Below are 17,050 nucleotides of genomic sequence, written 5' to 3'. Positions count from 1 at the left end.
CTGTGCCTCGTTCCTCTGAACTGTCAGCTGCGTGGACATCCGCGCAGACATACGAAAGCCGCGCCCCCACAGGCTAAAACCTGGAGGGCGCGGCTTCCATTCCGGGCCTGGTCGAACCCCTGTGACGGGGATCGCACGGTCCGGTATCTAGCTCTCGGGTCGCTCCTCGGGGATCGACTCGGTGGCCGGGACAACGTCCGCGACCGACGAACCGTTCGCCGTGGTGGCGCCGTTGGTGAGGGCGAGCTCCTTCGGGGAGAGCACCGGCGGCCGGGTGGACGGCGTGCGCCGGGCGGAGCCGGTCCACGCCGGACGCGCCGGACGCCTGACGATCGGAGCGAAGATCTCGGCGATCTCCGCCTTGCCGAGGGTCTCCTTCTCAAGGAGCTGGAGAACCAGTGCGTCAAGAACGTCCCGGTTCTCGACCAGGATCTCCCACGCGTCGTTGTGCGCGCTCTCGATGAGCTTCTTGACCTCTTCGTCGACCAGCGCGGCGACCTCTTCCGAGTAGTCGCGCTGATGGCCCATCTCGCGGCCCACGAAGGGTTCGGTGTTGTCGCCACCGAACTTGATCGCACCGAGCCGCTCCGTCATGCCGTACTGCGTGACCATCGCGCGGGCCGTTGCCGTGGCCTTCTCGATGTCGTTCGCAGCGCCGGTGGTCGGATCGTGGAAGACCAGCTCCTCGGCCGCGCGCCCGCCCAGCATGTAAGCCAGCTGGTCGAGCATCTCGTTGCGCGTCGTGGAGTACTTGTCCTCCTCCGGGAGCACCATCGTGTAACCGAGGGCGCGGCCGCGGGAGAGGATCGTGATCTTGTGGACCGGGTCCGACTGAGGTGAGGCCGCCGCGACCAGGGCGTGTCCGCCCTCGTGGTACGCGGTGATCTTCTTCTCCTTCTCGGACATGATCCGGGTCCGCTTCTGCGGACCCGCCACGACGCGGTCGATGGCCTCGTCGAGCATGCTGTTGTCGATCAGCTTCTTGTTGCTGCGCGCCGTGAGGAGCGCCGCTTCGTTCAGCACGTTCGACAGGTCGGCACCGGTGAAGCCGGGCGTACGACGGGCAACGGCGCCGAGATCGACGTCCGGTGCGACCGGCTTGCCCTTCTGGTGGACCTTGAGGATCTCCAGCCGGCCGATCATGTCCGGCCGGTCGACCGCGATCTGCCGGTCGAAGCGGCCCGGGCGCAGCAGCGCCGGGTCGAGGATGTCCGGCCGGTTCGTGGCGGCGATCAGGATGACGCCGCCCTTCACGTCGAAGCCGTCCATCTCGACGAGCAGCTGGTTCAGCGTCTGCTCGCGCTCGTCGTGACCGCCGCCCATACCGGCACCGCGGTGCCGGCCGACGGCGTCGATCTCGTCGACGAAGACGATCGCCGGAGCGTTCGCCTTGGCCTGCTCGAAGAGGTCACGCACCCGGGAGGCACCGACACCGACGAACATCTCGACGAAGTCGGAACCGGAGATCGAGTAGAACGGGACGCCCGCCTCGCCGGCGACGGCGCGTGCGAGCAGCGTCTTGCCGGTACCGGGAGGCCCGTACAGCAGGACACCCTTGGGGATCTTGGCGCCGACGGCCTGGAACTTCGCCGGCTCCTGGAGGAACTCCTTGATCTCGTAGAGCTCCTCGACCGCCTCGTCCGAGCCCGCCACATCGGCGAACGTCGTCTTCGGGGTGTCCTTGGTGATCAGCTTGGCCTTGGACTTGCCGAACTGCATGACCTTGGAGCCGCCACCCTGCATCTGGTTCATCAGAAACAGGAAGACGACCACGATGAGAACGAAGGGCAGCAGCGAGAAGAGGATCGAGACGAACGGGGACTGCTTCGACGGCGAGACGGTGTAACCCTTCCCGATGTCACCGCTCTCGAACTTCTTCTGCAGCGTGTCGGCCAGCTCGACGCCCTGGTTGCCGATGTAGCTCGCCTGGAACTTGCTGCCGGACTCGCCGGAGAGTTTCTGGCCGTCCTTCAGCTCAATCTTGAGGATTTGATCGTCACCGGTGGTGAGCTTGGCCTGCTCCACCTGGTTCTTACTGATCGCCTGGATCACCTTGCCGGTGTCCACCGTCTTGTAGCCGCCGGACGAGCCGACGACCTGCATCAACACGACCACGGCGAGGACGGCCAGCACGATCCACATGACCGGCCCACGGAAGTATCGCTTCACGTCCATCCATACGGAGCGAAGTCGCCCCGTCCCTCCTGCCCGTAGGTAAATGCTGCGTGTGAGTAAAGACTGTTCTTCGGACGGTACCCCAGCATTGTCACCGACGACCGCCGGGGACGTCTGTCAAACCCGCCTTCGAAGGCTCAACGGCGGGAAATCCGTGAGGGTTCCCCGGAGTCGGCGCGGGTTGCGCCGCGTCGTGGTCAGCCGCCGTAGACGTGCGGGGCGAGGGTACCGACGAAGGGGAGGTTGCGGTACTTCTCCGCGTAGTCCAGCCCATAGCCGACGACGAACTCGTTGGGGATGTCGAAGCCGACCCACTTGCAGTCGAGCGCGACCTTCGCCGCGTCGGGCTTGCGCAGCAGGGTGCAGATCTCCAGCGAGGCGGGCTCGCGCGAGCCCAGGTTCGACATCAGCCAGGACAGGGTCAGGCCCGAGTCGATGATGTCCTCGACGATCAGGACGTGCTTGCCCTTGATGTCGGTGTCCAGGTCCTTGAGGATCCGGACGACACCGGAGGACTGGGTGCCCGCACCGTACGAGGAGACGGCCATCCAGTCCATGGTGACGGGGGTGGACAGGGCGCGCGCCAGGTCCGCCATGACCATCACCGCGCCCTTGAGGACACCGACGAGGAGCAGGTCCCTGCCCGCGTACTCCGCGTCGATCTTCGCGGCCAGCTCGACGAGCTTCGCGTCGATCTCTTCCTTGGTGAGGAGCACCGACTGAAGGTCGGTGCCCATGTCCTTCTCGTTCACCCGCGTCTCTTTCTTTGCCTGCCGGGTCCGGGTGGTGTCCCGGACCTGCGCGGCCGCTCGCCTGCATGTCAGCCGCTTGTGCGTCAGCTCTGCCGAATCACCAGTCTGCCACCCTGGCGCAGGGCTTCGACGCGGCCGGGGAGGTTGATGGCCTGCTGGCCGCGCCATCCGGTGATGAGACGGTCGACTTCCTCGATGTGCCGGGCGAACAGGGAACCGGCCGGGGAGCCCGCCTCTATGGCCGCCCGGCGCAGTACCCGGCGGCGGACGGCGGGCGGCAGAGCGCAGAGCTTGGCGCACTCCAGCCGGCCCGCGTCGTCGCGTACGTCACGCTCGGCCTCGGCGGCCCAGGTGTCCAGGGCGTCGGCGTCGTCACGGGAGAGCTGCGCCGTACGGGCCAGGGCCTCGACGACTCCTTTGCCCAGCGCCTTCTCCAGGGCGGGCAGGCCCTCGTGACGCAGCCGGGAGCGGGTGTAGGCGGGGTCGATGTTGTGCGGGTCGTCCCAGACCGTCAGGGACTGGACCAGACAGGCCTTGCGGGCGGTCTGCCGGTCGAGCTGGAGGAAGGGACGGCGGTAGCGGCCGGCCGGGCCGGACGCGGCGGCCATGCCGGAGAGGGAGCGGATGCCGGAGCCGCGGGCGAGGCCCAGCAGCACCGTCTCCGCCTGGTCGTCGCGGGTGTGGCCGAGCAGGACGGCGGCGGCGCCGTGGCGTTCGGCCGCCGCGTCCAGTGCGGCGTAGCGGGCGTCACGGGCGGCGGCCTCGGGCCCGCCGCCGTGGCCGACCTGCACCGCGACGGCCTCGACCGGGTCGAGGTCCATGGCGGCGAGACGGCCGACGACCTCGGTGGCCCGGGTGTCGGAGCCGTCCTGGAGGCCGTGGTCGACGGTGATCCCGCCGGCCCGGACGGCGAGTTTGCGGGCCTCGAAGGCGAGGGCGGAGGCGAGTGCCATGGAATCGGCGCCACCGGAGCATGCCACCAGCACCAGCGGGGTATCGGGGCGTTCGGGGAGTGCGGCGCGCCGCCTGCCGGTGCCGGCTTCGGCGAGCTCGGGGTGCGGGGCGCGTCCGGCGTGCGGAGCGCGTTCGGTCTGTTCGGTGAAGTCGGTGAGTACGTCGTGGAGTACGCGGCGGACCGCCAGGCGTATCGCCGCGACCGCAGGATGGGGACCCATGTCCGGTGCCCTTCGTGAAGTTTCGGAGAGGTGCCTCGGAGTGCCGGGACAGGAAAGAGTGCCGTCACTCAGAGTGCGTCGATGGTGACAGAGCAATGCGGTCCATCGAGCATTGCACGCCTTCCCATGCCCCTACGGTCCCTCGGATGGGTGATTACCGGCGCGTTCGCCTGTGGCCACGAGCCCCTGTTCGCGCCGTGATCATGACTCTGCCCTACGGTGCACCCTCGCGATCCAGTCCTCCGGCTTGGCGATCTCCGCCTTGGTCGGAAGGGTGTTGGGCGAGGTCCAGACCCGGTTGAAGCCGTCCATGCCGACCTCGTCGACCACGGCGCGCACGAACCGCTCGCCCTCCTGGTACTGGCGCAGCTTGGCGTCGAGGCCCAGGAGCTTGCGCAGCGCCTGATCGAGCCGGCTCGCGCCGCGCGCCCTGCGCTGCTGGAACTTCTCCCGGATCTCGCCGACGGAGGACACCACCTCGGGGCCGACGCCGTCCATCACGTAGTCCGCGTGCCCCTCCAGCAGGGACATCACCGCGGTGAGCCTGCCGAGGATCTCGCGCTGGGCGGGGGTCTGCACGACCTCGACGAGGCTGCGCCCGCCGTCCTCGCCCTCCTCGCCCTCGGGCCGGCCGCCGGCCAGCGACTGGGCGGCCTCGCGGAGCCGTTCCAGCACCGTCATCGGGTCGACGTCGGTCTCGTCGAGGAATGACTGGATCTCGCCCTGCAGATGGTCGCGGAGCCAGGGCACCGCGGTGAACTGGGTGCGGTGGGTCTCCTCGTGGAGGGCGACCCAGAGGCGGAAGTCGTGCGGGTCGACCTCCAGCTCCCGTTCGACGTGGACGATGTTCGGCGCGACCAGCAGGAGCCTGCCGCCGCCGTCGGCCGAGGCGGGGAGGTCACGGGTGGCGGGGGCGAACGTCTCGTACTGGCCGAGGACCCGGGAGGCCAGGAACGACAGCAGCATCCCCACCTCCACCCCGGTCACCTTGGAGCCGACCGCGCCGATCACGGCGCCGCCCGTGCCGCCGCCACGCCGTTCCTCCATCTTCTCCAGGAGGGGGCGCAGCAGCTCGCGGAAGCCCGCCACGTTCGCCTTGATCCAGCCGGTCCGGTCGACGACCAGGACCGGGGTGTCCTCCGGTTCGGTCCCCTCCGGGATCATCCGGGTGAAGGCACGGACGTGTTCCTCCGCGGCCTTGGCATGCCTGCGCAGCTCCGCGACGACCTCGCGGGCCTCCTCGCGGCTGATCTCGGGCCCCGGCCGCACAAGTCGGGTCGCGGTCGCAACCGCGAGATTCCAGTCGACCATCCCCGCACCACCGATGCTCGTCATGCGTCAACCGTACGTGCTCGGCCCTTGATGCGGTGAGGTGTTGACCGGCTCAGCTCTTACCGGCGGCCAATGCGGTCGCGAGCGAGTCGAGGCCGGACTGGGCGCCGGACGGGTCGGTGGTGCCCGATGCCAGGAAGGCGAACGCGAGCAGCCGGCCGTGTGCGTCGACGACCGTTCCGCAGAGGGTGTTGACGCCGGTGAGCGTGCCGGTCTTGGCGCGGATCAGGCCGGTGCCGCCGGACTTCGTCGTGTAGCGGCCGCTCAGCGTGCCGCTGAAACCGGCCACCGGGAGCCCGCTGAGGACGGAGCGCAGTTCGGGGTGGTCCGGATCGGCCGTACGGGCGAGCAGACCGGCGAGCAGTGCGGCGGTGACCTTGTCCTGGCGGTTCAGTCCGCTGCCGTCGGCGAAGTTCACGCCCCTCAGCGGCAGTTTCAGCTTCTTCAGCTGGGCGGTGACGGCCCGTCGGCCGCCGTCGAAGTCCGCCGGTTCGCCCGCGGCCAGCGCGGTCTGCCGGGCGAGCGCCTCGGCGATGTCGTTGTCGCTGTTGGTCAGCGCCCGCTCGACGAGGCCGGACAGCGGGACGGAGAGGTGCTTGGCGACGGCCCTGGACTTCGCGGCCGCCCGGCCTGCACCGGGTCCGGACCCGGTGTCGATCCCGGCCTCGTGCAGCAGTTCACCGAAGGCGTCGGCGGCGTCCCGGGCGGGGTCCTCGCTGCGCGGGGCGGGTCCGCTCGCGGTGTCGTCGAGGCGCCCCTCATTGACCATCAGCGCGCTCAGCGGGGCGATGTTCTCGTTGGGGCCGATCGGGTGGTGCGCGGGCCCGGAGTAGCCGGAGGCGTCGTACCGGAGCCGGACCTCGTGGGCCCCGGCGTCCTTCAGCGCGCGTGCGGTGTCGGCGGCCAGGGCGCGCAGGGCCGCCCGGTCCAGGGTGGGGTCGCCGCCGCCGACCAGGGTCACGGTGCGGGAGTCGGCGGAGGCCCGGACGGTGGTGGCGATGCGGTGGTCGGGGCCGAGCGCGGTCAGGGCCGCGACCGTGGTGGCGATCTTGACCGTGGAGGCCGGTGTCATGGGGGTGTCGGCCCCCTTCCCGTACAGCCGCTCGCCGGTGGCGGTGTCGATGACGACGGCGCTGGGGCGGGGTCCGAGCGCGGGGTCCTTCAGCAGCGGGCCCAGTACGGCGCGGAGTCCGGCCGCTTCGCCGTCCGGGGCATCGGGGGCGTCCGGCGCGGACCGGTTGGCGGCGGTGCCCAGCGCCGCGAGCACGGCCGGGGCGCTGGGGGCGGGGGCCGGTCCGCCGGGCGCGTCGGGGTCGTGATGTGCGCCACCTGTACGGGCCCGGGCGGCCGCCCAGTCCTGCTCGGCCTTACGCTGACCCGAGTCCCAGGGACCGGCGGCAAGGACGGCGCCGGCTGCGAGCGCCAGGCCGAGAACGGCGGAGACGGCCGTGAACTGCCAGTCGCTCAGCCCGTTCCGCAGGTCGAGGTGGTCCGTCAGGGCCGCCCTGCTGAGCTTGCCGAACGGATTGATCGACGGTCTTTTCACTGGCTCTGCCACCGTTGACCAGCCCCTTTCGCGAGCACACATCTCCGTGGGGGACACTTAACCATCAGTCGTATGTGTTGATCATGGAGGAGCCACCCGTGGAGTTCGACGTCGTTATCGAGATCCCGAAGGGTTCGCGGAACAAGTACGAGGTGGACCACGAGACCGGTCGGATCCGCCTGGACCGTCGACTCTTCACCTCGACCAGCTACCCGGCGGACTACGGTTTCGTCGAGAACACCCTCGGCGAGGACGGCGACCCGCTGGACGCGCTGGTCATCCTGGAGGAGCCGACCTTCCCCGGCTGCCTCATCAAGTGCCGCGCGATCGGCATGTTCCGGATGACCGACGAGGCCGGCGGCGACGACAAGCTGCTGTGCGTACCGGCCTCCGACCCCCGGGTGGAGCACCTGCGCGACATCCACCACGTGTCGGAGTTCGACCGCCTGGAGATCCAGCACTTCTTCGAGGTCTACAAGGACCTGGAGCCCGGCAAGTCCGTCGAGGGCGCCGACTGGGTCGGGCGCGCCGAGGCCGAGGCCGAGATCGAGAACTCGTACAAGCGCCTTGAGGCGCAGGGCGGCGCTCACTGACGTTCCGCCAGCGGTTCCGTCTACGGTTCCCCTCGCGGTTCCGTTTATGGCTCTGTGCACGCGACGGGCGGCATACCTTCACCGGTGTGCCGCCCGTTTCGTGTGTGCGCCCATCTCCGCGGCCATACTGGGCAGGAGCGCTGCCGAAGACGCGCAGCCGATGGTGAGTGAGGTCAGTGGTGGCGGAGCCGGGCGGTCCTGAGGACCAGAAGCCCCAGTCCGACGAGGCACGCAGCGCATTCTCCCAACCCGCCGGGGTGGGGAAGTCGCCGCCGCCCGAGGAGGACCACCCGACGTCGGAATTCGCCCTTCCGTCCGGTCTGACGCCTGAGCCGCAGGGTTCGGGATCCGCCTCGGGAACAGGTTCCGCTTCCGGCTCCGGAGCGGCCTCGGGATCGGACACGATCGGCTCGGCCTTCGCCCCGCCGCGCACCTACAGCGCCCGGGACTCGCCCGCCTTCACGCCCGCGCACGGCATTCCGATGGTCCGGCTGACCAAGGAAGCCCCCTGGCAGGACCGGATGCGCACGATGCTGCGGATGCCGGTCGCCGAGCGCCCGGCGCCGGAGCCGGTCCAGAAGCCCGACGACGCGGGTCCCGCGGTGCCGCGCGTGCTCGACCTGACGCTGCGTATCGGGGAACTGCTGCTGGCGGGCGGCGAGGGCGCCGAGGACGTCGAGGCGGCGATGTTCGCCGTGACCCGCAGCTACGGTCTCGACCGCTGCGAGCCGACCGTCACCTTCACGCTGCTGTCGATCTCGCACCAGCCCTCACTGGTCGACGACCCGGTGACGGCGAGCCGTACGGTACGCCGTCGCGGCACCGACTACACCCGGCTGGCCGCGGTCTTCCGGCTCATCGACGACATCACCACCGAGGAGGAGGTCTCCCTGGAGGAGGCCTACCGGCGCCTCGCGGAGATCCGGCGGAACCGGCATCCGTACCCCGGCTGGGTGCTGACGCTGGCCGGCGGCGGACTGGCCGGTGCGGCATCGGTGCTGGTCGGCGGTGGCGCGCTGGTGTTCGCGGTGGCGGCGCTCGGCGCGATGCTCGGGGACCGGCTGGCCTGGCTGTGCGCCGGGCGCGGGCTTCCGGAGTTCTACCAGTTCGTCGCGGCGGCGATGCCGCCCGCCGCGATGGGCGTGGCGCTCACCCTCACCCACTGGTCCGACGTACGGCCCTCGGCGGTCATCACCGGTGGGCTGTTCGCCCTGCTGCCGGGGCGGGCTCTGGTGGCAGGGGTGCAGGACGGTCTGACCGGCTACTACATCACCGCGGCCGCGCGGCTCCTCGAGGTCATGTACTTCTTCATCGGCATCGTCGCCGGGGTGCTGCTGGTGCTGTACGGGGGCCTCCAGCTGGGCGCCGAGCTGAACCCGGAGGCCCGGTTCATCTCGCACGACCGGCCGGTGATCCAGATCCTGGCGTCGATGGTGCTGAGCCTGGCCTTCGCGATCCTGCTCCAGCAGGAGCGGTCCACGGTACTGGCGGTGACCCTCAACGGCGGTGTGGCCTGGGTGATCTACGGGGCGATGGCCCGGACCGGCGGTATCTCACCGGTGGCGGCCACGGCGGTGGCCGCCGGTCTGGTGGGGCTGTTCGGGCAGTTGTTCTCGCGCTACCGCTACACCTCGTCGCTGCCGTTCATCACGGCCGCGATCGGTCCGCTGCTGCCCGGTTCCGCGACGTACTTCGGTCTGCTGGGCATCGCGCAGAACGAGCTGGACCGGGGACTCGCCTCGCTGTCGACCGCGGTGGCGACGGCCGGGGCCATCGCCATCGGGGTGAACCTGGGAAGCGAGATCTCCCGGCTGTTCATGCGGGTGCCGGGTGCCGTCAGCGGCGCGAACCGCCGCGCGGCCAAGCGGACGCGCGGCTTCTGAGGCGACGAGAAGGGCCTGGGAAGGGAGGGCCCGGGGAGGGCGGGCCCGGGAAGGGCGTCAGCGCTTGGCGTGACGGCCACGGCGCCCGGCGGCCGGGTCCTGGCTCTCGTCGTCTCCGGCGGCCGCTACCTTCTTCGACTTGCTGCGGGCCCGCAGGAACTCGATGCCGATCGGCACGACCGAGATCAGGACGATCAGGATGAGCATCGCCTCGATGTTCTTGTGCACGAACTCGATCTTGCCCAGGACCGCGCCCAGGAGCGTCACCCCGGCGCCCCAGAGGACCCCGCCGATGATGTTGAACGTGATGAACGAGCGGTAGTTCATCCGGCTCACACCGGCGATGATGGGTGTGAACGTCCGCACGACGGGCACGAAGCGCGCCAGGATCAGCGACTTCGGGCCGTACTTCTCGAAGAACTCGTGGGCCTTCTCGACGTTCTCCTGCTTGAAGAGGCGGGAGTCCGGGCGGTTGAAGAGCGACGGGCCGACCTTGCGGCCGAAGAGATAGCCCACCTGGTCACCTATGACCGCGGCCAGCGCGACCAGGAGGCAGACCAGCCACAGCGGGGTGTGCAGCTTGTCCGTCGTCACCAGCAGACCCGTGGTGAACAGCAGGGAGTCACCGGGCAGGAAGAACCCGATCAGCAGCCCGGACTCGGCGAAGACGATGACCAGCACACCGATCAGCCCGAACTGCCCGATGAGATGGTCCGGGTCCAGCCAGCTCGGTCCGAGCGCAAGCGTATTCAAGGGTCCGGGCTCCAGGATGTGGTCGATGGCGGCTGCGTGGCCGCCCAAAGCTATCAACGCAACGGAGCCCCTCCGGGTTCCACTGGCCCCCACGGAGATGCACATGGGGCGAACCGGGGCAAAACTCGATCCCAGGAGGTGCCACAACCATGGGCATTGAGGATTACGGCGGCGGCCAGACGGCACAGGCCGATGTGCTGGTCGTCACCACCAATGACGTACCGGGCCACCAGATCACCCAGGTCATCGGTGAGGTGTTCGGCCTGACCGTGCGCTCCCGCCATCTGGGCAGCCAGATCGGCGCCGGCCTGAAGTCCATGATCGGCGGCGAGCTGAAGGGTCTGACCAAGACGCTCGTCGAGACCCGCAACCAGGCCATGGAGCGGCTGGTCGAGCAGGCGAGGGCGCGGGGCGCCAACGCGGTGCTGATGATGCGCTTCGACGTGACCGAGGCGGCCGACGTGGGCACGGAGGTCTGCGCCTACGGAACGGCCGCGGTGATCAGCAAGCTGTGACCGGTCACGGGGGTGGGGAGCCCCACCCCCGTGAGCACGCGTCCGCCTACTCCTGACGCTCCGCGTTGGCGTCGATCGCGTCGCGCAGGTGCTCGGCCAGGCCCGTCCGCATCGACTCGTAGAACGCCTTGAACTGGGGATCCGCGACATACATCGCGCCGAGCCCCCGGTGGATCTCCGTCGTGCACTCGTAGAACCAGGTCGTGATGTGGAGCCGGTGCTCCTCCGCGAGGTCCATCGCGCGCTCTCCGGTGGCCGGCTCACCGGCCGCCATCAGCGCGTCGTACCGCTCACCCCAGGAGGCGACCTCCGCCTGCATCCGCTGCCAGTCCTGCTTGGTGTAGCGGGCGGTCCGGCGCTGGGACTCGGCGTAGGCGCCGGTGCCGCCCCAGCGCCGCTCGGCCTCCTCCGCATGACGCTCCGGGTCCTTGTCGCCGAAGACCTCGAACTTCTCCTCGGGCGTGAGATCGATGCCCATCTTCCGTGCCTCCATGGCTGTCTCGACCGCTGCGGCCATCCGCTGCAGTTCGGCGATCCGGTCCGACAGCAGCGCGTGCTGGCGGCGCAGGTGTTCCTGCGGGTCCGCGGCCGGGTCGTCGAGCAGGGCCGCGATCTCGTCGAGCGGGAAGCCGAGCTCCCGGTAGAACAGGATCTGCTGGAGCCGGTCGAGATCGGCGTCGTCGTAACGCCGGTGGCCCGCGTGGCTGCGCCCGCTGGGCGAGAGCAGCCCGATGCCGTCGTAGTGGTGCAGGGTGCGCACCGTGACCCCGGCGAATCCGGCGACCTGTCCCACGGAGTGCTCCATGGCTCCGCGCCCCTTTCCGTGTGCTGAGTACGTGTCCGAGCCTGCGCCCTGACGTGACGTGAGATGCAACCCCGAAATACCGCCGCACTACGACCTTTTGGAGTGTTATAAGGCTTTTGCCTGGTTATGGTGAGCCGATGTCCACCGACTCCGCCGTCTCCGCCGAAACGGCCCCCGCGCGCCGGCTGCTGCCGCTCCTCGTACCCTCACTGGCCGTCGGAGTGGCCTCGGCCCTCGTCCTGCTCGGCGTCAGCCTGCTCGCGGACCAGTTGCAGGACGTGCTCTGGGAGACGCTCCCCGACGCCCTGTCGATCGGCCGGTACTCCTCGCTGTGGATGATCGTGATGCTCACGGCGATCGGCCTGGTGACCGGTCTGGCCATCCGGGCCGTGCCCGGCCGGGCCGGACCCGATCCGGCGACCACGGGCCTGGTCGATGCGCCGCTGGCGCCCGGCGTGGTGCCGGGGCTGCTGGTGGTGACGGTCCTGGCGCTGGCGGGCGGGGTCAGCCTCGGCCCGGAGAACCCGATCACCGCGGCCAACATCGCGCTGGCCTACTGGGCGGGGCGCCGGTTCGCGCCGGACGCCCCGGCCGCGCTGTGGGTCGCGCTCGCCGCGGCGGGCACCATCGGCGCGCTGTTCGGCACGCCGGTCGCCGCCGCGCTGATCCTCTCCGAGACGCTGGCCTCGCGCCCCGGCCCCGGAGCGCTCTGGGACCGGCTCTTCGGCCCGCTGGCGGCGGGGTCCGCGGGGGCGCTCACCATGACGCTGCTCGCCCACCCCAGCTTCGACCTGTCGATGCCCGACTACACCCACACACACTGGGGCGACCTGCTCTCCGCAATCGTGATCGCCTGCGCCGGGGCGGTGCTGGGGCTGGCGGCGGTGTACGCCTTCCCGTACGCGCACCGCACCTTCCGCGCCCTGCGGCATCCGGTCCTGGCGCTGACCCTGGGCGGACTGCTGCTCGGCCTGCTCGGTGCCCTGGGCGGGTACCTCACCCTGTTCAAGGGGCTGGACGAGGTGAAGGAGCTGACCGCCGATCCGGACGGCTGGTCGGCCGGCCGGTTCGCCCTCATGGCCGTGGTGAAGGCCGCGGCCCTGCTGATCGCGGCGACCTGCGGCTTCCGGGGCGGGCGAATCTTCCCGGCGGTGTTCTCCGGCGTCGCGCTGGGCCTGTGCGCCCACGCCCTGGTCGACGGGGTGCCGATCGCCGTCGCGGTGACGTGCGGGGTGCTCGGAGTGCTGCTGGCCATCACCCGGCAGGGCTGGCTCAGCCTGTTCACGGCGGCGGTCCTGGCCTCCGACTCGGCCCTGCTCCCGCTGCTCTGCGTCGCCTCGCTGCCGGCCTGGCTGCTGGTGACGGGGCGGCCTCAGATGCAGTTGCACGAGGACGGTACGCCGCTGCGGTGAACCCGGGCGGGTGGCGCCGCGGCCGGGCCCGTCCGACGCGCCGGACCCGCACGCTATCCGTATCGTCTGATTGATCCGCCTATGCACGGCCTCGCGGCCAGGAACCGGGAAGGGCAGGTCGGCGATGCCGCTGCACAAGGACTCACCCCGCAGTGAACCGTCCGCAGAGCACCGCAGGCTGGCCCTCAACCCGTTCTTCGGGGAGGCCGATCCGACAGCGGGAATGGAGTCCGCGCCACCCCGGCACAAGCTGCCGGACGGGGCGCTGCCGCCCGCCACCGCGTACCGCCTGGTGCACGACGAGCTGATGCTCGACGGCAACTCGCGGCTCAATCTCGCCACCTTCGTCACCACCTGGATGGAACCCCAGGCCGGGGTCCTGATGGGCGAGTGCCGCGACAAGAACATGATCGACAAGGACGAGTACCCGCGCACCGCCGAGCTGGAGCGGCGCTGCGTGGCGATGCTCGCCGACCTCTGGAAGGCCCCCGACCCCTCGACGGCCGTTGGCTGTTCGACGACCGGGTCCAGCGAGGCCTGCATGCTGGCCGCGCTCGCGCTCAAACGCCGCTGGGCCGTCCGGAACGCCGACCGGTACCCGGCGACCGCCCGGCCCAATCTGGTCATGGGCGTGAACGTGCAGGTCTGCTGGGACAAGTTCTGCACCTTCTGGGAGGTCGAGCCGCGCCTGGTCCCCATGGAGGGCGACCGCTTCCATCTCGACCCGCAGGCAGCCGCCGACCTCTGCGACGAGAACACCATCGGCGTGGTCGGCATCCTCGGCTCCACCTTCGACGGCTCCTACGAGCCCATCGAGGAACTGTGCGCCGCCCTCGACGCCCTCCAGGAGCGCACCGGCCTCGACATCCCCGTCCACGTGGACGGGGCGTCCGGGGCGATGGTGGCACCGTTCCTGGACGAGGACCTGGTCTGGGACTTCCGGCTCCCCCGGGTCTCCTCGATCAACACCTCGGGGCACAAGTACGGGCTGGTCTACCCGGGGGTCGGCTGGGTGCTGTGGCGCTCGCCCGCCGAGCTGCCCGAGGAACTGGTCTTCCGGGTCAACTACCTGGGCGGCGACATGCCGACCTTCGCGCTGAACTTCTCCCGGCCCGGCGCGCAGGTGGTGGCGCAGTACTACACCTTCCTGCGGCTGGGCCGGGAGGGCTACCGGGCCGTGCAGCAGGCGTCCCGGGACGTGGCCCGCGGGCTGGCCGAACGGATCGAGGACCTGGGCGACTTCCGGCTCCTCACCCGGGGGGACCAGCTGCCCGTGTTCGCGCTGACGACCGCGCCGGAGGTGACGGCGTACGACGTCTTCGACGTGTCGCGGCGGCTGCGCGAGCGCGGCTGGCTGGTGCCGGCGTACACCTTCCCCGCGAACCGGCAGGACCTGTCGGTGCTGCGGATCGTGTGCCGCAACGGCTTCTCCTCGGACCTCGCGGAGCTGCTGCTGGAGGACCTGCGGCTGCTGCTGCCCGAACTGCGCGGCCAGGACCACCCGTTGAGCCGCGACCATGACGTGGCCACGGCGTTCCACCACTAGGGCCTTTCGTCTGGATCAGGCCGGACCCCGCGAGCCCGGCATGATCCAGACGAGAGACCCTAGGCCGTGCGGCCGGGCCCCCTCAGTGGCTCAGCCGCGCGAACCGCCGCACGGCCAGTGGGAGGAACACCGCGAGCAGCGCCAAGGGCCAGAGCACCGCGAGGAGCCCGGCGTGGGCGGCGGCCCAGGAGTCCCCGCCGCCGCCCGGGTTGCCGAACAGTCCGCGCACCGCCGTGGCCGTCGCCGACATCGGGTTCCACTCGACGACCGCGCCCAGCCACCCCGGCATCGACTCCGGCGCCGCGAACACGTTGGAGAGGAAGCCGACCGGCCAGACCAGGATCTGTACCGCTTGCACCATTTCCGGCCGCCCGGCCACCAGCGCCAGCAGGATGCCGAGCCACAGCATCGCGAACCTCAGCAGCAGGAGCAGCCCCACCGCCCCCAGCGCCGCGGCCGGCCCGTCGTGCCAGCGCCAGCCCATCGCGTACCCCACCGCGGTCATCACGGCCAGCGCGGCCACCGACTGGAGCATGTCCGCGACGGACCGGCCGACCAGCACCGCGCCGGAGACCATCGGCATCGAGCGGAACCGGTCGACGACCCCCTTGTCGAGGTCCCGGGTGACCGCGAGCATGGTCGACTCCAGGCCGAAGGCCATGGTGAGCGCGAGCATGCCGGGCACCAGGTACTCGGCGGTGTCGCCCTCGACGCCCCGGCCGCCGCCGACCAGGTAGTTGAACATCAGCAGGAGCATCACGGGGAAGACCAGACCCACGACGACCTGCACCGGCTGCCGTGCCCAGTGCGCCAGTTCGCGCCGGGTCATGGTCCAGGAATCGGCCGCCGCCCAGCCCGCCGCACTCATGCCGCCACCTCCACATCGTCGGGCCCGCGCCCGGTCAGGGACAGGAACACCTCGTCCAGCGTCGGACGGCGCACCGCGATGTCCTCCGCCTCGATGCCCGCCTCCTCCAGCACCCGTACGGTCCGGGCGAGCGTCGCCATCCGGGGCCCGGCCGGTGCGCCGGCCAGCCGCCGGTCCCGGTCCACCACCGCGCCGCCGGTCAGCAGCCCTGCCGCCCGGTCCAGTTGCGCCGCGTCGCGGACGACGACGTCGATCCGGTCGCCGCCCACCATCGCCTTCAGCTCGTCGGCCGTGCCCTCGGCGGCCACCCGTCCGCCGTCGACCAGCGAGATCCGGTCCGCGAGCTGGTCGGCCTCCTCCAGGTACTGGGTGGTCAGCAGTACGGTCGTGCCGCCGCCCACCAGGGAGCGCACGGCCGCCCACACCTCGGCCCGGCCGCGCGGGTCGAGTCCGGTCGTCGGCTCGTCCAGGAAGAGCACCTCCGGGTCCGTGATCAGCGAGGCCGCCAGATCGAGCCGCCGCCGCATACCGCCGCTGTACTCCGCGACCGCCTTGCGGCCGGTGTCCGCGAGCCCGAACCGGTCCAGCAGTTCGCCCGCCCGGACGCCCGCCCGTCGTGCGCCCAGGTGGTACAGCCGCCCGAACATCTCCAGGTTCTGCCGGCCGCCGAGCCGCTCGTCGACCGCCGCGTGCTGCCCGAGCAGCCCGATCCGGCGCCGGACCTCGCCCGCCCGCCGGCGCACGTCGCATCCCGCCACCTCCACCCGGCCCTCGTCGTACCGCAGCAGCGTCGACAGGATGCGGACCGCGGTGGTCTTCCCCGCGCCGTTGGGACCGAGCACCGCATGCACCGTGGAGCGGGCGACCGTGAGGTCGAGCCCGTCCAGGGCCCGCTTCGCGCCGTATCGCTTGTGCACTCCTTCGACGACGATCGCGTCGGTCAAAATCGCCACACCCCCTCGTAGTCAAATTTGACTAGCAAGGGAAAGGTATCCGGCCGGACCGCATTCGTCAAACTTGATTAGTGAGCGTCCCCGGGATCGGCGACCCCGGTCGCGTACGGGTTCTCCTCGCCCTCGGCGAGCACCCCGACGAACGGATCGCCCTCACCCGCGAAGGTGTACGCCCCGCCCTCGATCCGGGCGATCAGCCCACGCGTCCAGTCGGCTCCCGCGTCCGCCGAGTGCACCCACATGTTCATGATCTCGCCGATGTGGCCGATCGACTCGGGGCCCGCCTGCGGCGTGTAGTACTCGGTGACCGACGTCCGCCACCTGGCCAGACCCGCCACCCGCTCCTTGAGCAGGGACACCGCCTCGGACCGCTCCAGGTCGACGATGCCGCCCAGACCCGCCGACAGCACGTCCAGCTTCTGGTCGTACGAGGTCAGCGCCGCGCGCAGCAGCGTGAAGTACTCCTCGTCGCCCTGCTCGGTGATCTCGTACTCGGTACGCGGCGGGCCGCCGGCCGTGCTCGGAGCGACCTCGTGGGCGAGCAGTACGCCCTGCTTCGCCATCTGCTTCAGTGCGTGGTAGATCGATCCCGGCTTGGCGCTGGACCACTCGTGGGCGCCCCAGTACTCCAGGTCGTTGCGGATCTGATAGCCGTGCGCCCGGCCGTGCTGGCGCACGGCACAGAGGACCAGCAGCCGGATCGCGGACATACCCACACACCTTTCTACTCAACTTTGATGAG

At 70.5% G+C, this 17,050-nt stretch carries 15 protein-coding genes; 5 read left to right on the top strand and 10 right to left on the bottom strand.

The window, feature by feature from the left end; all coding sequences use genetic code 11:
• Window positions 1-147 precede the first annotated feature (147 nt).
• The 5 genes from ftsH to dacB all read right to left on the bottom strand — a co-directional run bounded on the left by ftsH (window position 148) and on the right by dacB (window position 6,992).
• Entirely contained in the window at window positions 148-2,175 is a 2,028-nt protein-coding gene (ftsH, locus tag OG322_RS20520; RefSeq protein ID WP_123460065.1) for an ATP-dependent zinc metalloprotease FtsH, read from the bottom strand.
• Window positions 2,176-2,372: 197 nt separating this feature from the next.
• The gene (hpt, locus tag OG322_RS20515; RefSeq protein ID WP_123462079.1) at window positions 2,373-2,912 is read right to left on the bottom strand and encodes a hypoxanthine phosphoribosyltransferase; all 540 of its coding nucleotides are present in this window, start codon (window positions 2,910-2,912) and stop codon (window positions 2,373-2,375) included.
• 98 nt (window positions 2,913-3,010) lie between these two features.
• The gene (gene tilS, locus OG322_RS20510; RefSeq protein ID WP_123460066.1) at window positions 3,011-4,102 is read right to left on the bottom strand and encodes a tRNA lysidine(34) synthetase TilS; all 1,092 of its coding nucleotides are present in this window, start codon (window positions 4,100-4,102) and stop codon (window positions 3,011-3,013) included.
• 201 nt (window positions 4,103-4,303) lie between these two features.
• A complete protein-coding gene (locus tag OG322_RS20505) occupies window positions 4,304-5,437 on the bottom strand; it encodes a zinc-dependent metalloprotease (RefSeq protein ID WP_123460067.1) in 1,134 nt (377 codons plus the stop codon).
• Window positions 5,438-5,486: 49 nt separating this feature from the next.
• On the bottom strand, window positions 5,487-6,992 hold the full coding sequence (dacB, locus tag OG322_RS20500) for a D-alanyl-D-alanine carboxypeptidase/D-alanyl-D-alanine endopeptidase (protein WP_123460068.1): 1,506 nt from the start codon (window positions 6,990-6,992) through the stop codon (window positions 5,487-5,489).
• Window positions 6,993-7,078: 86 nt separating this feature from the next.
• Between dacB and OG322_RS20495 the strand changes: the two genes are divergently transcribed.
• Window positions 7,079-7,573: an inorganic diphosphatase gene (locus OG322_RS20495; protein ID WP_123460069.1), complete on the top strand. Its 495-nt coding sequence runs from the start codon at window positions 7,079-7,081 to the stop codon at window positions 7,571-7,573.
• Between the two features lie 176 nt (window positions 7,574-7,749).
• The gene (locus OG322_RS20490; RefSeq protein ID WP_123460070.1) at window positions 7,750-9,456 is read left to right on the top strand and encodes a threonine/serine ThrE exporter family protein; all 1,707 of its coding nucleotides are present in this window, start codon (window positions 7,750-7,752) and stop codon (window positions 9,454-9,456) included.
• A 57-nt stretch (window positions 9,457-9,513) separates the two neighbouring features.
• Here the strand turns inward: OG322_RS20490 and OG322_RS20485 are convergent, their stop codons facing one another.
• The gene (locus OG322_RS20485; protein ID WP_123462081.1) at window positions 9,514-10,209 is read right to left on the bottom strand and encodes a DedA family protein; all 696 of its coding nucleotides are present in this window, start codon (window positions 10,207-10,209) and stop codon (window positions 9,514-9,516) included.
• A gap of 149 nt (window positions 10,210-10,358) precedes the next feature.
• Here OG322_RS20485 and OG322_RS20480 point away from each other — a divergent pair, with 149 nt between their 5' ends.
• Complete coding sequence (locus OG322_RS20480) at window positions 10,359-10,724, top strand: YbjQ family protein (RefSeq protein ID WP_124284306.1); 366 nt, start codon at window positions 10,359-10,361, stop codon at window positions 10,722-10,724.
• A 46-nt stretch (window positions 10,725-10,770) separates the two neighbouring features.
• Here OG322_RS20480 and OG322_RS20475 read toward each other — a convergent pair whose 3' ends face one another.
• The gene (locus OG322_RS20475) at window positions 10,771-11,529 is read right to left on the bottom strand and encodes a MerR family transcriptional regulator (RefSeq protein ID WP_123460072.1); all 759 of its coding nucleotides are present in this window, start codon (window positions 11,527-11,529) and stop codon (window positions 10,771-10,773) included.
• A 137-nt stretch (window positions 11,530-11,666) separates the two neighbouring features.
• Here OG322_RS20475 and OG322_RS20470 point away from each other — a divergent pair, with 137 nt between their 5' ends.
• Complete coding sequence (locus OG322_RS20470; protein ID WP_124284307.1) at window positions 11,667-12,941, top strand: ion channel protein; 1,275 nt, start codon at window positions 11,667-11,669, stop codon at window positions 12,939-12,941.
• Between the two features lie 124 nt (window positions 12,942-13,065).
• Entirely contained in the window at window positions 13,066-14,487 is a 1,422-nt protein-coding gene (locus tag OG322_RS20465) for a glutamate decarboxylase (protein WP_123460074.1), read from the top strand.
• 82 nt (window positions 14,488-14,569) lie between these two features.
• Here OG322_RS20465 and OG322_RS20460 read toward each other — a convergent pair whose 3' ends face one another.
• The 3 genes from OG322_RS20460 to OG322_RS20450 form a co-directional block, all read right to left on the bottom strand.
• On the bottom strand, window positions 14,570-15,355 hold the full coding sequence (locus tag OG322_RS20460) for an ABC transporter permease (protein WP_123460075.1): 786 nt from the start codon (window positions 15,353-15,355) through the stop codon (window positions 14,570-14,572).
• The gene (locus OG322_RS20455; RefSeq protein WP_329307751.1) at window positions 15,352-16,299 is read right to left on the bottom strand and encodes an ATP-binding cassette domain-containing protein; all 948 of its coding nucleotides are present in this window, start codon (window positions 16,297-16,299) and stop codon (window positions 15,352-15,354) included. Before OG322_RS20455 ends, OG322_RS20460 begins: the two co-directional genes overlap by 4 nt.
• 77 nt (window positions 16,300-16,376) lie before the next feature.
• On the bottom strand, window positions 16,377-17,018 hold the full coding sequence (locus tag OG322_RS20450; protein WP_123460077.1) for a PadR family transcriptional regulator: 642 nt from the start codon (window positions 17,016-17,018) through the stop codon (window positions 16,377-16,379).
• Between the last annotated feature and the right edge of the window lie 32 nt (window positions 17,019-17,050).

This window comes from Streptomyces sp. NBC_01260 (assembly GCF_036226405.1).
In the GTDB taxonomy this organism is placed as follows: domain Bacteria; phylum Actinomycetota; class Actinomycetes; order Streptomycetales; family Streptomycetaceae; genus Streptomyces; species Streptomyces laculatispora.
This window is presented reverse-complemented; position numbering and strand designations above follow the sequence as displayed.

Bases quoted from the DNA above. Each gene is read 5' to 3' on its own strand.
- ftsH (WP_123460065.1), bottom strand. From the start codon at position 2,175: ATGGACGTGAAGCGATACTTCCGTGGGCCGGTCATGTGGATCGTGCTG.
- hpt (WP_123462079.1), bottom strand. From the start codon at position 2,912: ATGGGCACCGACCTTCAGTCGGTGCTCCTCACCAAGGAAGAGATCGAC.
- tilS (WP_123460066.1), bottom strand. From the start codon at position 4,102: ATGGGTCCCCATCCTGCGGTCGCGGCGATACGCCTGGCGGTCCGCCGC.
- OG322_RS20505 (WP_123460067.1), bottom strand. From the start codon at position 5,437: ATGACGAGCATCGGTGGTGCGGGGATGGTCGACTGGAATCTCGCGGTT.
- OG322_RS20480 (WP_124284306.1), top strand. From the start codon at position 10,359: ATGGGCATTGAGGATTACGGCGGCGGCCAGACGGCACAGGCCGATGTG.
- OG322_RS20475 (WP_123460072.1), bottom strand. From the start codon at position 11,529: ATGGAGCACTCCGTGGGACAGGTCGCCGGATTCGCCGGGGTCACGGTG.
- OG322_RS20470 (WP_124284307.1), top strand. From the start codon at position 11,667: ATGTCCACCGACTCCGCCGTCTCCGCCGAAACGGCCCCCGCGCGCCGG.
- OG322_RS20465 (WP_123460074.1), top strand. From the start codon at position 13,066: ATGCCGCTGCACAAGGACTCACCCCGCAGTGAACCGTCCGCAGAGCAC.
- OG322_RS20460 (WP_123460075.1), bottom strand. From the start codon at position 15,355: ATGAGTGCGGCGGGCTGGGCGGCGGCCGATTCCTGGACCATGACCCGG.
- OG322_RS20450 (WP_123460077.1), bottom strand. From the start codon at position 17,018: ATGTCCGCGATCCGGCTGCTGGTCCTCTGTGCCGTGCGCCAGCACGGC.